8 protein-coding genes are annotated in these 16,282 nt (G+C 59.4%); all 8 read left to right on the top strand.

The window, feature by feature from the left end; genetic code table 11:
• Positions 1–181 precede the first annotated feature (181 nt).
• The 8 genes from C5F75_RS23240 to C5F75_RS23205 all read left to right on the top strand — a co-directional run bounded on the left by C5F75_RS23240 (position 182) and on the right by C5F75_RS23205 (position 16,279).
• Positions 182–652, top strand: coding sequence for a universal stress protein (locus tag C5F75_RS23240; RefSeq protein ID WP_059574423.1), 471 nt, complete (start codon positions 182–184; stop codon positions 650–652).
• 310 nt (positions 653–962) lie between these two features.
• Complete coding sequence (locus C5F75_RS23235; RefSeq protein WP_059574422.1) at positions 963–1,469, top strand: cupin domain-containing protein; 507 nt, start codon at positions 963–965, stop codon at positions 1,467–1,469.
• A 185-nt stretch (positions 1,470–1,654) separates the two neighbouring features.
• Positions 1,655–2,680 (top strand): DedA family protein/thiosulfate sulfurtransferase GlpE, encoded by a 1,026-nt coding sequence (locus tag C5F75_RS23230; protein ID WP_059574421.1) that lies wholly within the window; start codon positions 1,655–1,657, stop codon positions 2,678–2,680.
• 536 nt (positions 2,681–3,216) lie between these two features.
• Positions 3,217–12,522 (top strand): hemagglutinin repeat-containing protein, encoded by a 9,306-nt coding sequence (locus C5F75_RS23225; protein WP_081066606.1) that lies wholly within the window; start codon positions 3,217–3,219, stop codon positions 12,520–12,522.
• Between the two features lie 2 nt (positions 12,523–12,524).
• Entirely contained in the window at positions 12,525–12,995 is a 471-nt protein-coding gene (locus C5F75_RS23220; RefSeq protein WP_081066605.1) for an immunity 42 family protein, read from the top strand.
• Positions 12,996–13,299: 304 nt separating this feature from the next.
• The gene (locus C5F75_RS23215; RefSeq protein ID WP_059574420.1) at positions 13,300–14,739 is read left to right on the top strand and encodes a UbiA family prenyltransferase; all 1,440 of its coding nucleotides are present in this window, start codon (positions 13,300–13,302) and stop codon (positions 14,737–14,739) included.
• A gap of 14 nt (positions 14,740–14,753) precedes the next feature.
• Positions 14,754–15,944, top strand: a complete 1,191-nt coding sequence (locus C5F75_RS23210) for a hypothetical protein (RefSeq protein WP_059574419.1) — start codon at positions 14,754–14,756, stop codon at positions 15,942–15,944.
• Positions 15,941–16,279 carry a DMT family transporter gene (locus C5F75_RS23205; RefSeq protein ID WP_059574418.1) on the top strand — a complete coding sequence of 113 codons (339 nt, stop codon included), beginning with the start codon at positions 15,941–15,943 and terminating at the stop codon, positions 16,277–16,279. Before C5F75_RS23210 ends, C5F75_RS23205 begins: the two co-directional genes overlap by 4 nt.
• Positions 16,280–16,282: the final 3 nt, after the last annotated feature.

Here is a 16,282-nt window from a genome sequence, read left to right as displayed (position 1 = left end):
TCGGTTGAAATCGCGGCAAACGGCGTGAAGCAGGGGCGCGCCGGCCCCGCTTGATGCGCGTCAACCCGCGTGTCGGCACGTGGGGCAGACTGTTCGGCAGGCAAGCCGGCGCCGGGCCGGCTTGCGGCAACGGGCCGTGGTCGCGCAACGCGCGATGCGCGCCCGGTCGGAGGGACGGACCATGTACAAGCGGATTTTCGTCGGGCTCGACGGCAGCCCGAGCGCGCGTCTCGCGCTGAACGAGGCGATCCGGATCGCGGCGGCGTCCGGCGGCGAAGTGACCTGTGCGTACGTCGTCGAACATCGGCCGCAGCTCGTCGACGTCGACGCAGGCTTCGCCGCCGAGCGCGACGGCGATGTCGCGGCGACCGATGCCGCGACGCCGGTGCTCGACGACGCGAAAGCGGCGCTCGCGCAGCAGCATGTGCGGGGCACGGTGCGCGCGCTCGACGCGTATGGCGAGGACATCGCGGCGGTGCTGATGCGCACGGCGGCCGAAGCCGACGCCGACCTGATCGTGATGGGCACGAGCGGCCGGCACGGACTGCGCAGGCTGTTGCTCGGCAGCGTGGCGGAATCGCTGCTGCGCGCGGCCGACCGGCCCGTGCTGCTGGTGCGGCACGGCGAGGCGCGGGCGTCGGCGACCGCGTAATCGACGGCGGTACGGTTGGCGATGCCGCCCGTGCATCTGCGGGCAGCGGGCTGCCTCGCGTGCCTGGCCGGATATCGGCACGATCCGCGTGCCGGGGCGGGCCGCCGGGAGTCTTGGCGGTGAGCGATCGAGCGTCGACGGTTGCGTCCCGGCACGCAGTTCTGGCAGCATCGGCCGGTGTCCGCTTGTTCGCCGCGCGCATGGCCGCGGCGATCGACGCACGGACATCCGGCGGCACCGGTCGCCTGAATCGGGACGGACCGGAAGGGCCGCCGAATGCCGGTTTCCAACCTTACCGACGTCATCCGCCATGCCGATTTCCGCGACCGACCTGATTCGCCAGTTCGACCTGCAGCCGCATCCCGAAGGCGGCTATTTCCGTGAAACCTACCGCGCGACCGATTCGGTCGTGCGCCCGGCCGATGGCGCGCGACGTGCCGCATCGACCGCGATCTACTATCTGCTGTGCGACGGCGCGTATTCGTCGTGGCATCGCATCCGCTCCGACGAGGTCTGGCATTTCTATGCGGGCGACCCGATCGAAGTGTGGGTACTCGACGCGCGCGACGGGCTGACGATCCACCGGCTCGGCAACCCGCTCACGCATCCCGGCACCGTGTTCCAGGCGGTCGTGCCGGCCGGAAGCTGGTTCGGCGCGCGCTGTGCATCGCCCGAGCATGTCGCGCTCGTCGGCTGCACGGTGGCGCCGGGGTTCGAATTCGCGGAATTCGAGCTCGCGGATGCGGCCGCGCTGGCGGCCGAGTTTCCCGACTACGCGGAACACGTCGCGCAGCTCGCGCCGCGCTCGGACGTGTGACTGTCACGGCCGAGTCACGCCGGGCGCGAAGCCCGTGCCGATGGTCGGTGTTCCGCGCGAGCGCGGCCAAACCCGTTTAGAATGCGCAGGATGCACCGGTCGGTCGCGGACATGCCGCGGCGGCCGTTGCGCCGCCGTACCGACGGCCCTGTCGCGCGGCCCGCATGTCTTCCAGGAGCGCCGCCGTGTGGCACTTTCCGATTGCTATTCCATCGTCGCTCGGCCCGTGGGCCGTCTTCGCGAGCGTGTTGATCACGCAGCTCGGCGTGCCGGTGCCGGCCGTGCCGATGCTGATTCTCGGCGGCACGATGGCGGCGATGGGGCAGGCGTCCTGGGCCAGCATGTTCGCGGCGGCGATCGGGGCGACGATGCTGGCCGATTCGCTGTGGTTCTTCATGGGCCGTACGCGCGGCCGGCGCCTGCTGAATGGCCTCGTGCGCTTCTCGCTGTCGCTCGACACGACGCTGCGCTTCGCCCGTAACGTATTCGAAAGGTACGGCGCGCCGTTGCTCGTGCTGTCGAAATTCCTGCCGGGTCTCGGCCTCGTGTCGGCGCCGCTGCTCGGCACGACCGCGATCGGCATTGGCGTGTTCCTGTTCTGGGATCTGGCCGGCGCGTCGCTGTGGGCGGCGTTCTGGCTGATCGGCGGCGCGGCCATTCACGACCAGATCGTCCAGTTCGTGCTGTGGGTACGCGCGAGCGGCGGCACGATCCTCGACGCGTTCCTCGCGATCTTCATCACGTTCCTGCTGTACCGCTGGGTGCGCCGCGTGCAGTTCCGCCGCTATCTCGCGCAGGTACGCATCTCGCCGCCGCAGCTCGTCGAGATGATGACGTCCGACGAACCGCCGCTGATCTTCGATGCGCGGCCGAAAGCGATTCGCGAACGCGAGCCGTACCGGATTGCCGGCGCGCTGCCGGTCGATCTCGATTCCCCGGACCTGCTCGACCCGGAAGTGCTGAAGCGGCCGATCGTCGTCTATTGCGTATGCCCGAACGAGGCCACGGCCAAGCGTCTGATCGCGAAGATGCAGCGCAAGAAGATGATCCACAACATCCGGGCGCTGAAGGGCGGCCTCGATGCGTGGGAAAAGCACGGTTATCCGGTCGAGCCGCTGCCGGCCGATCTGGATTCGTCGCGGTACTTCGTGCGGCCCGATCACGATGGGCTGGAAGGCGAATATACGGTGCGGGCGACGTTGTCGAAGTGATGTAGCTGCGGTTGCATGCTTCGGCGCTCGAGAGCGCATATTGTCCTATCTTGATTCGTGTATTTTCGACCAACGAATTTCACGGCACCATCGCCATTTATCTCGCAATGATTCGGCCGACCCTATCATGGGTATCTGGCCGCGATCGAACGATTGGCACTGTGTCTAAAATTGCGATGCGCTTATCCCAATAAAGTCGCTTCCATCTCATAATTAACACTCTGAAAACATTATAAAACATTAATTCTTGAGTGTTTTTTGAAAATTTCCAGTACTTGCAAAGAAAAAGCCGATGCTTTGCGTATCGCATTAATCATTTCTGACAATGCACGGGGATCGCTTCTGCTAGGATCGCGCAGTGGATGAGCGGGGCCATTGCGAGCGCTGTTTCTCAATCGCGACGCGCACGAGAGGCGTTGTCGCTCTGACTATCCGTTGCAAGCGCGTTAAAGATCAGACGGCGAATTAAGTTCGGTCCTATTTGCGCTGTATTCAAATAAGACTGCAAGTAGGGGCGCAGTGCGCGTCAACGAAGAATGAACAAGAAATGCTATCGGGTTGTATTCAATCGCGTGCGCGGCGTGATGATCGCCGTTCAGGAAAACGGTAGTTCACCGCGTGCGGTCGGGAATAAAGGCGTGAGCGCGCCGTCGGGCTTGGCGGGGTTGCGGATCGTTTGGCAACCGATCGCGATGGCGGCTGCATTATTGTTCGGTGTGCCGTTGTTCAGCTTTGCGCAAATCGCGCCGACTCCGGGCACGAGTACGCACGTGATTCAGACGCAGAACGGCATACCGCAAGTGAATATTGCCGCACCGTCTGGCGCCCGCGTGTCGGTGAACACGTACAACCAGTTCGATGTACAAAAACCGGGCGCGATCCTGAACAACTCGCCGACGATCGTGAACACGCAGCAGGCGGGGATGATCAACGGCAACCCGAACTTCGGTGCGGGCCAGTCTGCGCGGATCATCGTCAACCAGGTCAACAGCAATGCGCCGTCGCAACTGCGAGGGTACGTCGAGGTCGCGGGCAATCGTGCCGAAGTGATCCTGTCGAACAGTGCCGGTATTCAGGTTGACGGCGGCGGGTTCATCAATACGTCGAGAGCCGTTCTCACCACCGGCACGCCGTATTACGGCGCCGACGGCTCGCTCGGTGGCTTCAACGTGTCGCGCGGCCTGATTTCCGTCGGCGGTGCGGGACTGAATGTATCGAATGTCGATCAGGTCGACTTGATTTCGCGCGCGGTACAGGCCAATGCAGCCATTTACGCGAAGAACCTGAACGTCGTCGCGGGTGCGAACCAGGTCAACCACAGCACGCTGGCGGCGACACCAATCGTTGGCGACGGTGCGGCACCGGCGATCGCAATCGACGTGAGCCAACTTGGCGGTATGTACACGAACAGGGTCTTTCTCGTATCGAACGAATTCGGTGTTGGTGTCGCGAACGCCGGGACGATCGCGGCACAAGCGGGCGACCTGACGCTGCAATCGAACGGTCAGCTTGTACTGACTGGCAAGACGACCGCAAGCGGCAATCTCACGGCGGCCGCAAACAGCGTTCAAAACAGCGGCACGACGTATGCGCAACAGAGCGCGAACGTTTCAGCAGCCGGTACGCTGTCGAACAGCGGCACGCTCGCTGCACAGCAAAATGCGACGGTCAGCGCGGGCAGCATCAATTCGACCGGGACGCTCGGCGCGGGTGTCAATAACGATGGTTCCGTCGGGACAAGCGGCGATCTGAATTTGTCGAGCGCCGGGAAATTGACGGCGAGCGGGCAGAACGTCGCGGGTGGGAGCGCGTCGATTTCAGGTGCTGCCGTGAGCCTCGCGGGTAGCCAGACGGCCGCGAACGGTAACGTGTCGCTGAACGCAAGCGCCGGGGACTTGACTCTCTCGAATGCGACAACGAGTGCGCAGGGCGCTCTCGATGTGAACGCAGCGGGTGCGTTGATCAACGATCACGGCACGCTGTCGAGCCAAGGCAATGCAACGTTGACCGCGGGCAGTATTTCGAACCAGGGTGGCAAGGTATCGGCGCAAGGTCCGCTGAATGTGCAGTCGAACGGCGCAATAGAGAATCACGGCGGCACGCTCGTTTCCGAAAATGCGATGCAGGTGCGCGGCGGTGCAATCGCGAACAACCAGGGCACGATTCAGAGCGCAGCCGGAATGAATATTTCGGGGAGCTCGCTGGACAATAGTGCAGGCCGCGTTACGTCGCTGAATTCGGACGGTCTGTCCATTACGACGAAGGGGCAACTGACGAATGCGGCCGGTACGACCGCACTCGGTGCACAAGGCGGTGTCATCGGTGGTAACGGCGGCGTGGAGATTCAATCGGGCAGCGTCGTGAACCACGGCACGGTCAGTGCACAAACGAATCTGAACGTCGGCACGCAATCGCTCGACAACGGCAGCGGCACGTTGTCGGCTGCACAAAACGCGGTGATCAATGCGGGTGCGCAGTTGACGAACGGCTCGGGCAGCATTACGGCCGGACAATCCGCGACCGTGAATGCCGCGACGCTGAGCAACGATGCGGGTTCGGTACAGGCAGCGCAGTTGTCGCTCGGGGCGACGAATTTGTCGAACCGCGGCGGTACCATTACACAAACAGGGACTGGCGCAATGAATGTCGCCGTCTCGAACACACTCGATAATTCGAGCAACGGCGTTGTTCAGACCAACAGCACCGACCTGAACCTGACGCCCGCAACGCTGATCAATGACCACGGGAAAATCACTCACGCCGGAACCGTTGCGCTGTCGATTTCGACTGGCGCATTGTCGAACCAAGGTGGCGCGATCGCGACCAATGGCGCGTTGAGCCTGAAAGCGACAGCCGTATCGAATAGCGCAGGTACGCTGGCCGCGCAGCGACAGGCGGCGCTCGATGTGCAGTCGCTCGATAACCATGCGGGCGGCTACGTCGGTGCGGACAGCATTACGTTGAAGGCCCAGGGCGCTGTCGATAACCGTGCGGGCACGCTCGAAGCGAACAATGGCGTTTCAGTGACGGCCGACAGTGTCGCTAACGACGGAGGCTCGCTTAAAAACGTGGGCACGAGCGCGTTGTCGGTCACGACGGCGAACGCGCTGACGAATACGGCGGGCGGCACCATTGGCGGCAACGGGGACGTCTCGGTGTCGGCACGCAGTGTCGATAATTCCGGCGGCTCACTTCTAGCAGGGCAAGCGCTTTCGGTGCAGTCGAACGGTACGATGGCGAATGCAGCCGGTCTTGTTCAGGCGAACGGGAATCTGTCGCTGCGAGCACAAGGCGCGGTCAACAACACTGCAGGGCAAATCGAAGCGAACGGCACGAATTCGACGCTCGCGCTGTCGGGAAGCAACGTCGACAACAGCGACGGACGTATCGCGAATATCGGCAGCGGTGCAACGACGATCGACGGCGGCGCGTCGATCACGAACACGAACGCGTCCGGCAAAGCGGGTGCGGGTACGATCGGCGGAAACGGCGATGTTACGCTGACCGCGCAAACCTTGACGAACGCTCAAGGTGGTCAGACGCTGTCCGGGCACGATCTGACGCTGAACGTTGCAAGCAACGTAGATAATACGAGCGGTGTGCTGTCAGCTGCGAACAACCTCAAGCTGAGCGCGGTAAATGCAGCGCTGTCGAATCGGGCCGGATCGATTCGTTCAAACGGCGTGCTGTCACTGAACACCGCATCGATCGACAACACGTCCGGCAAAATTGGTAACGACGCAGGCAGCGGCGGCGGTATTTCAATCCAGGCCGGCACGTTTGCCAACCAGAACGGCGTTATCGGCAGCGATCAGGACCTGACGTTGTCCGCAAGCGCGTTGAGCGGCGACGGGTCGATCGTAGCGGGCCGAAACGGTGCGGTGACGCTCGCGAGCGACTACACGCAGACCACGGCGAACAAGTTGCATGCCAACGGCGACCTCACGTTTTCCACGTCGGGTAAGCTGACGAACCAGGGCGTGCTGGACGCCAACGGCGCGCTGACGGTGAATGCCGCGAACGTGGAGAACCAAGCAGGCGCTGATCTGAATTCCAGCACGACGACGGTCAACGCGGACGGCGGCACGATCGATAATGCAGGTCGCATTGAAGGCGATACGGTCACCACCAACAGCGCGACGCTGAACAACGCCGCGACGATCATCGGCCGCGAAGTCACCGCCAATGCGAGCACGATCAACAATACCGGTGCAGCGGCGGTGATCGCCGCAGCCGAACGGGTGAATTTGTACGCGTCCAACCAGTTGTCGAACACGGGCGGCGCGAACGTCTTCAGTATTGGCGACATCAATATCGCCGCCAACGGTCAGCGTGACGCGAACGGGTTGCTCGCGAACCGTACGCAAAATGTCTTGAACGATCAGTCCGCGATGGAAGCGCAAGGCAGTATCGAACTTGCGGCTGGCACGTTCACGAACACGCGTCCGGCTCCGGAGGTGACCACCGAAACCACGAGCACGGCGAGCAAGCACGAAACCAAGCGTCAGAAATACATCGTTTGCGCGACGATGAACGCGGACCCGAACGGCGGGTGCTCGCAGGCAATGTGGGTCAACGGCTATAAGACGCCGCTCACGTCAACCTATAGCCCTTCGCAGGTTGTATCGGAAACGTCCGGACCGAGCGCGACTGACAAGGTGTTGGTCGTGAACGTGAACGGCAAGCAGCAGACGATTTACTACAACACGCTGACGACCAACGCGGACGGTACGGTTACGGTCAACTATTGGGATGCGTACGATCCGCACGTCAACTACGTTCCGGATACGGAATACACGACACGCAGCGACGGCCACAACGGTTATCAGCGTGTCGAAATCTGGCGAGACACGACGACCACGGTTCAGCAGGACAAGGTGAAGAGCCAGGCGCAACAGGCGCAACTTGTTGCTGGCAACAACATCGTGATGAAGAACGTCGGCACGATCAACAACGAATACAGCTCGATCGCGGCGGGCGGCTCGATCAAGATCGGCGATGCGGATGTGTCCGGCGGTGCAGGTTCAGGCAGCTACAGTGGCACCGTCGTGAACAACGTCGGGCGGACGCTGTATCAGTATCAGACCGACAACATCGTGTCGATGTACGCGTGGAACGAGGATACGACGCAGGATCGCGGCACGATCGTTCAGCCTCCGAAGGTGTATGCGCCGGTTGCCATTGGTGGAACAGGCGGCACGATCATCGCCAACCAGTCGGTAATCATCGACGCGAGGGATGTCAACAACCAGAACGTTGCAGCCCAGAATTCTTCGACTGGCGCGACTGGCGCTACGCTTGGAAATAATTCGGCCAATGAGGGCGTATCCGGTGGCAAGTTGACGCCAGTGGGTGCCGCAGGCGGGTCATCGACACCGGTTGGCGCACAGCAATCGGTCGCGAATGCGTCGGGCGCACTGCCGATCACGTTGCCGACGAGCGGTCTTTATTCGATTCACGACGCACCTGGTCAGCCGTACCTGATCGTGACCGATCCGCGCCTGCAGAGCTATACGAACTTCATTTCGAGCGACTACATGCTCGGCCAGTTGAACCTGAACCCGGCGAGCATCGAAAAGCGTTTGGGTGACGGGATGTATGAGCAGCAGATGGTGCGCAATCAGATCACGCAACTGACGGGGCGCACTTTCTTGCCGGGCTACGCGAGTGCCGAGGATGAATATCGCGCGCTGATGACGAACGGGGCGAATTACGCAAAAGCGTTCGGTCTGGTGCCGGGGATGGCGCTGACGGCCGCGCAAATGGATGCGCTGACGAGCGATATCGTATGGCTGGTCGATCAGACAGTAACGTTGCCGAACGGCAGCACGACGCATGTGCTGGCTCCGGTCGTTTACATGGCGCAAACGCATGCGAACGATCTGCAGCCGACTGGCGCGCTGATCGCGGCGGACGACGTTGAAATTCATGCGACGGGTAGCGCGACGAATTCCGGCGTGATCAAGGGCGGCACGAAAACCGTGCTGACGGCGACGGACATTTTGAATCGTGGCGGTACGATTTCGAGCAGAGGCACGAACGGTACAACGGTCGTGTCGGCAAGCAATGATGTGGTGAATGCGTCAGGCCAGATTACCGGCAATCGGATTGCCGTGCTGGCGGGCCGCGATATCGTCAACACGACGTTGGTCGATACGGTTGGCGCAACCGGCACGTCGGGTGCGAGCAATATCAGCACGAGTCTAAGCGGCCAGCAAGGCACGATCGCGGCAACGGGTGGTCTTGCCGTTCAGGCTGGTCGCGACCTGACGCTGCATGGTGCAAATCTGTCGGCTGGCGGCGATGCGATGGCATTGGCCGGCCGTAACATCAACGTCGATACGGTTCAGTCGACCACAAACCAATCGATGCAATTGAACGATCAGCGGCATTGGGAAGAATCCACCACGAAAAATGTGGCGAGCGGCATTAAGGCAGACGGCAATCTCGTCATGCAGAGCGGTAACGATACGGTACTCAAAGGTGCGACCGTTTCAGCCGGCAAAGATTTGTCAGTGATGGCTGGCGGCAACCTCACCGCGACGACGGTCACTGATACCGCCAAAATCGATAACGTCGCGACCGACGGGCGCGCACGCAAGGAAATCGATCATGCCTACGACGAAACCGCTGTAGGCACGACCTTTTCGGCTGGTCGCAATGCAGCACTGTCGGCTGTCAACGTTGCTGATGAGACGAAAGGTAATGTCACGCTGACGGGGTCGTCGGTTACCTCGGGCGCCGACAGCGCGGCGCCGGGCGGTGTCACGATTACCGGCAGCGGTAACGTGACGATCAACGAAGGCCGCGAGGAACACGACAGCTATAGGAAGGTCCAGACGAAGCGCGGCAGTTTCGTGTCGGGTTCGACCACCAGGGAATCGCACGACACGCAAGCGAATATCGGTGTCGCAAGCACGGTTTCGGGCGACACCGTGAGGATTCAATCAGGCAAGGACATTACAGTTCAGGGCAGCAATGTAGTCGGCACCAGTGATGTCGATCTGAAGGCGGCGCGTGACGTCCGTATCACGACCTCGCACGACACGGTGAAGTCGGCCAACAGCTTCGAGAAAAAACAATCGGGTCTCATGTCGAATGGAGGCATGTCCGTGTCGATCGGTACGCGCTCGATGACGGATCAGCGGTATTCCACCGAAGTGTCGAATACCGGAAGCATGGTCGGTTCGCTGAACGGTAATCTGAATGTGGCCGCCGGGAACGATCTGCACGCGACCGGTAGCACATTGCACGCAGGTAACGACGTGTCGCTCGAAGGTAAGTCTGTGAAGATCGACTCGGCTTACGACACGATGAGCGAGGCGAAGCAGCAGCAATACCGACAGGCCGGCGTGACGGTCGGCGTGACAAGTCCCGTCATCGCATTGGCGCAGACCAGCAGGCAGATGGTTGATGCAGCCGGCAAGACCACGGGCGATGCGCGTTTGACCGCGCTTGCAGCAGCAACGACTTGCCTCGCTGCGAAGAACGCCTATGATGCAACGGGTGGCGGCGGTCCCGCTGCGCTCGGAAAAACAGTCGGCGTTAATATTTCCGTAGGCGCGAGCAAGAGCGACAATCAATCGCAATCGCAAGCTAGTACGGCAGTCGGTAGTACGGTATCGGCCGGCCGAAACGTATCAGTGAAGGCAACCGGCGCTGGTGCGGATAGCACCGTCGATGTGATCGGAAGCACGATTTCGGCTGGAGGGAACGTCAAGCTCGCCGCTGACGGCAATGTGAATCTGCAAGCGCCTGAAAGCACCAGCAGCCAATCGTTGAAGAATAGCGGTGGTAGTTTTGGTGTCGGGGTATCGATCGGTGGCGGCAAGCAGACCGGCATCGCATTTACGGCCGGCGTCGCGGGGAATCGCGGAAACAGCGATGGTAATTCGACCGCCTGGACGAATACGCACGTTGCGGCAGGCGACACGCTCACGATTCAATCCGGCGGCGATACGAACATCAAGGGGGCAGTCGCGTCCGGCAAGCAAGTCGTCGCGGACGTAGGCGGCAACCTGAACATAGAGAGCTTGCAGGACACCGACCATTACAATTCGAAGCAGCAAGGCGCAGGGGTGTCGGTTAGCGTGTGCGTTCCGCCGTTGTGTGCCGGACCGTCGAGTGTATCGGGCAACATCAGTCAGCAAAAGATGAACAGCGACTACGCGGCGGTTGCCGAACAGTCGGGCATCAAGGCTGGCAACGGTGGGTTCCAAGTCAACGTCAAAGGCAATACGGACCTGAAAGGCGGCTTGATCGCGAGTAACGACAAGGCTGTACAGAACGGTGTGAACAGCCTGACAACGGCCACGCTGACGACGAGCGATATCCGGAACCATGCGTCCTACGACGCGTCGTCGGTCGGAATGTCGGGCGGTTACGGCGGTGGCATCGGTAAGAACCAGAAAGGCACGGCCGATAACGTGAATCCGGTGGCAGGAACCGACTTGCCGAAGACCGGCAGCGGATTAGCAGTCGCGTCCCCTGTCGTGCTCGGTGCGTCAGATGATGCGAGTTCGGTCACACGTAGCGGGATCAGCGGCGGCTCGCTCAAGATCACCGATAACGTCAAGCAACAGCAGATAACGGGCAAAACCGCTGACGAAACGGCCGCCAGCGTCAATCGAGATACATCGAACGCGGGTGGCGCACTCGCGCCAATCTTCGACAAGGACAAGATTCAGGCTGGCTTCGACATCACGAGCCAGTTTGTGAATCAAGCTGGCACCTTCGTGGCCAACCGGGCAAAGGAAGCGGATGCGGCAAAAGCGGCGGCAAAAGATCCAAATCTCACGCCGGAGCAGCGAGCAGCGGCCCAACAACGTGCCGATCAGTTGGCCGCAGAGTGGGGACCGAGCGGCACGTATCGTCAGGTGTTGACCGCGCTTACGGTTGCGGCCGGTAGCAACGTAACGGGAGGTATGGGTCAACTCGCGCAAAATGCGACGATTGCATACGTGCAACAGTTGGGTGCGAATCAAGTCAAGCAAATCGCCGATGGCCTTGGTAGTGACGAGGCGCGCGCAGCACTTCATGCGATCGTGGGATGTGCTGGCGGGGCGGCCGGCGGTCAAGCGTGCGGCGCTGGCGCGATGGGGGCTGCAGCAAGCTCTGTGATCGGAAGCTTGATGGCTCCGACGACCAATATGTCTTCAGAGGAGCGTGAAGCTCGCGACAACCTCGTGTCGAGCTTGGTTGCCGGGGTTGCAGCGATATCGGGTCAGGATATCGCGACGGCGGCGGGGGCCGCCAAAATTGAGGGCGAAAACAATCAATTTTCGATTGCCCCAACAGGGCCGCTGCCACCATTGGGCGGATACTTTGGGTCGCCGCGCGGGAAAGACGACAGTGGTATTGTCGATAACCGGACCGAGCTTGATCCGACCGCGAAAACCGGTCCGTTGATTAATCCGGTGGCGGCTGGTAAGGCGATACTCGATGCGATTGCGGGAATTCTTCCAACTGACGTTGCAGGGTTGGTTGATACATGGCTTGCATCGAAAGGCGAGGGAGACAATCGCCTGCCAATTCCCAAACCGGTGACTGCTGACAATGGTTTGCAGGTAAAATCGAATCCAAAACATACACCGGGGGCACCGGGAAATAATTGGAACGCCGGAACAGAGCCTCGCAATTCTCTAGATCTTTTCAACTCATCGGTTCCGGGCGATGGAGACGACCGCTATGCTATTGATTCAAACGGAAATATTCATCGGTTTACTGAGGATCGCAATGGGATATTTCATTGGACGGGATCGACCGGTGACGCCCAGGCAAAATTGAATGTATCGAAGATTCCAATCGAAGTGCGACGTGAACTTGGGTTTAAGGGGAAGTGACTATGATTTTTGGTGATCCGAACTGTTTTGCGATCTGGTTTGATCGTGTTGATTCGTGGTCAACGCCAGATTTTGAAAACGGATGCTTCGCATTTTTTATTGGAAAAACATTAATTTGCTCGCAAAATTCAACCCTTGGCGTTGACCTTCATCTGCTGTCGAAATTGCCTTGCCTGGGAAAATCTGTCGAAGATGATTATATTTTTAATGCGCCGATCGCTGAGGCTTATTCTGTCTTATATGAACGCGCGTTTCCGTCAGCAGATTCAGATGCCGAAAGCAGTGATTACACTCACTTAGTGTCTGCTCGCAGCCTGTTAGATGAGGGACATAACGTATTTCTCGTGGAGTCTGGATCAAAAGCACGCCTCATCTATGGCATGGATGGCAAGCCCGTAAGTGTCTTCGACGTATTTATCGATCGAGGGGAATTTCAGCGTATCATCCGCACCGCCACGACGTGGCGAGCATAGATATCGACAGCATAAGTGGTGCGACTTGGGGTGCCGTCGACCGATATGATTAGGCCATAAAAGGAGACAAGTTGTCAGAAAAGGCAGGATTGATTCATGCCGGTCTTGCGCTTCAAGATCTATCGAATTTATTTGATAGCTTGATGTTTGATGGCAAAAAGTCTTACGGAGATCCACGCTTCGGTCGGTAAAAATTTTCAGGTGACGATTGTAAAATTCCATCTGAATATGGGTTCGAGGAATGGTAGATAAAATCAAGATTATTAAACAGATGGTCCGATCTATTAAGGTCAATCCATAAAGAATGCGAGAGACCAAAAAACTTCCGCTCGTCGTTGATCTGGACGGCACGTTGACGGTTTCGGATACCTTGATGGAATCCGTGATCCGTGTCGTCAAGCGAAAGCCAGCAAACCTACTGCGCCTGCCTTTCTGGCTCGCGGGCGGTCGCGCCGCCTTCAAGGCCAAGGTCGCGGAGCATGCCGATTTTCGAGCGGAAACGCTTCCGTACCGCGAACCGCTAATCGACTACCTCACCCGTGAACGCGAGAACGGTCGAAAAATCGTCCTCGCAACTGCCGCACATTGTTCGATCGCTGAGCGTGTGAGCACGCATCTCGGCCTGTTCGATCGTGTCATCGCTACCAGTGGCGACACGAATGTCAAGGGGGAGGCGAAACTGGCCTGCATTCGCGAGCAGATCGGCGACGACTTCGTGTATGCGGGCGACAGCAAAGCTGACTTGCCGGTTTGGGCGGGCGCGAGAGGTGCCGTACTTGCTGGCGTTTCCTCTGATGTCGCCGCAGATGTCCGCGGCCACGTCCCCATCGAACACGAGTTCACGAATGTGCGTGCAACGTTCTTGACGTGGTGCAGGGCCCTGCGTGTCCACCAATGGCTAAAGAACCTGCTGCTGTTCGTCCCGCTGCTGACAGCCTTTGCATTTCTTGACGTCGACAAAGTCGGCGTGCTTGCACTGGCGTTCTTGTCAATGTCGCTTGGCGCGTCGGCAACCTACATTTGCAACGATCTTTGGGATCTGGACAGTGATCGCAGACATCCACGAAAGCGTGATCGTCCCTTTGCGAGCGCGGTGTTGTCGATCAGTCACGGCATTGCATGCGCAGCGGTACTGCTGACATTGGCGTTTGCATTGGCGTTGGCGGTGTCGGCCGAATTCACCGGCATGTTCGCGCTCTATCTGTTCCTGACGACCGCGTACAGTTGGCGCTTGAAGTCGGTCGTACTACTCGATGTGGTCGTTCTGTCATTGCTGTACACGTACCGAATCGTCGCAGGAGCAGTTGCAGCGGAAATCATGGTGAGTCGATGGCTTCTTGCGTTCTCCGTGTTTGCTTTTCTCAGCCTCGCACTCGTGAAACGTTGCTCCGAATTGGTGTTCTTGCGCCAGAGTAACAAAAGCGCGACGGCAGGTCGGGATTATCGAGTGAGCGACCTCGAAGTCCTTTGGCCGTTTGGCATCGGTGCTTCCCTCGCTGCGGTGGTCGTGTTCGGTCTGTTCATCAACGCCCCGGAAACGGTAGATCGTTACACAATTCCGCATCTTCTCTGGTTCGTGCAGATCGGATTGATCTACCTGTTCGGTCGTCTATGGATCGCAACGGTGCGTGGCGCGATGCACGACGATCCGATAGTCCATATTCTCGAGAATCGCGGTAGCTTCAGCATGCTTTGCGTCATGGTGGCGATCGTGCTGGCCGCTCACTTCTTGCCAGCTCCGTGAGCGGCACAGTTCCTATGACAGAAAAAAACCGAAACCGCGTGCTGGCGTTCTGCCGCTTCGCCATCGTCTATGTGCTGTTGTTCGTATGCGCCGGAAACATCACCAACAGCATGTTGCTGAAGTGGGGCTTTCGTGACGACCAGAAAGGGGATTTTGCAACCAGCTACAGCCTCGTCGGCATGATGAACGGCGAGGCACCGAAGCCGTATGTCTATCGCTCGTCGTTCCCGCGAGCCGCAAAATGGGTAGTCGAGCGGCTTGGCCAGGAAAAGCAGGAAAAGCTTTTCAAATCGATCAAACGGCATGATTCGCTGCGCAACGCCTATTTCACGAGTGTGCCGGACCAATATTGGACACCGATCGTGGCACTCGTCTACCACCTGACGTACATCGCGATCGTGTTGTCGACGCTGTTCGCGCTGTTGCTGGTCTACAGGCTAGCCAGGCTACACGGCCTGAACTTCGGGCAATCCGTTGGCTTTCTGGCGGCGTTCGGCTTCGTCTATCCGCTCACGTTTCAGCAGGGCGGCTATTACTACGACTTCTTCGAACTCCTCGGCGTACTCGGTGCGTGCTATTTCCTGCTGAAGAAGCGGATGCTGGCATGCACGTTGATGGTTTCCATCTTCTCCCTGAACAAGGAAACGTTCTTCCTTGTTCCGCTTGCGCTATTTTTCCTGCACGAGCGCGACGTTCCGGTATCGAAACGAGTCGGTTGGCTGGTGTTGCAACTTGTGATCTGCGTGGGCACTCGCCATTTCATCATGAGCGGCTACGACGCGAATGCTGGTGGCTTCGTCGAATTTCACGTGTGGGATAACCTGAAATTCTGGCTTAATCCCTTGTCTTACCTGTCGTTCTACAACCTGATCGGTAAAGGCATCTTTACGCCAAGTCTCGAAAATCCGCTGATGCTTGTACCGCTTGCGGTTTTCTTCGGCTCGGCGTGGCGCGCGACGCCACATCGATACCGTATCTATTTTTTTGCGGCATTCCTGCCGGTATTGGTGTTGTTCTTCTTTTTCGGCTACCGCGATGAGGCGCGAAACTTTTCGGTCGTCTTTCCCGCCATCGTGCTGATCGCGCTCCATGGCGCAAATCGGTTCAATATGATTTTTGACGGGAACACGGGTGCATCCGATGACATCCGTACTAACACCACGCCCCGGCCGGATGTGACAGTCGTGACGGAGGCCGCGCGGTGAACTGGCTGATCGTCGTCGCAAGTGGTTTTTTCGGCGGTGTCGCGAGCATCTTGCTCCGAGTTGCGGCGCTCAAGGGCATCGCACTTGGTGAGTCCAGCATGTTGCCATGGATCGCCCGCGGGGCGGCCATAGGTGCCTACGGTGTCGGCTTCCTCCTTTACGCACTCGCGCTGCGCAAAACAACGCTAAGCGTGGCGTATCCGGCGATGGTGGCGATTTCCATGCTCGTGGTGTTGTCGTTCACGGCTTTGCACGAACACCTGTTGCGGCCGATGCAGGTCGTCGGCGCTGTCGTCATCCTGATCGGGGTCTGGATGGTCACGCGGTACGCGTAATCG

Origin of the sequence: Burkholderia anthinoferrum (genome assembly GCF_002925705.1) — a bacterium.
Classification (GTDB): Bacteria; Pseudomonadota; Gammaproteobacteria; order Burkholderiales; family Burkholderiaceae; genus Burkholderia; species Burkholderia semiarida.
This window is presented reverse-complemented; position numbering and strand designations above follow the sequence as displayed.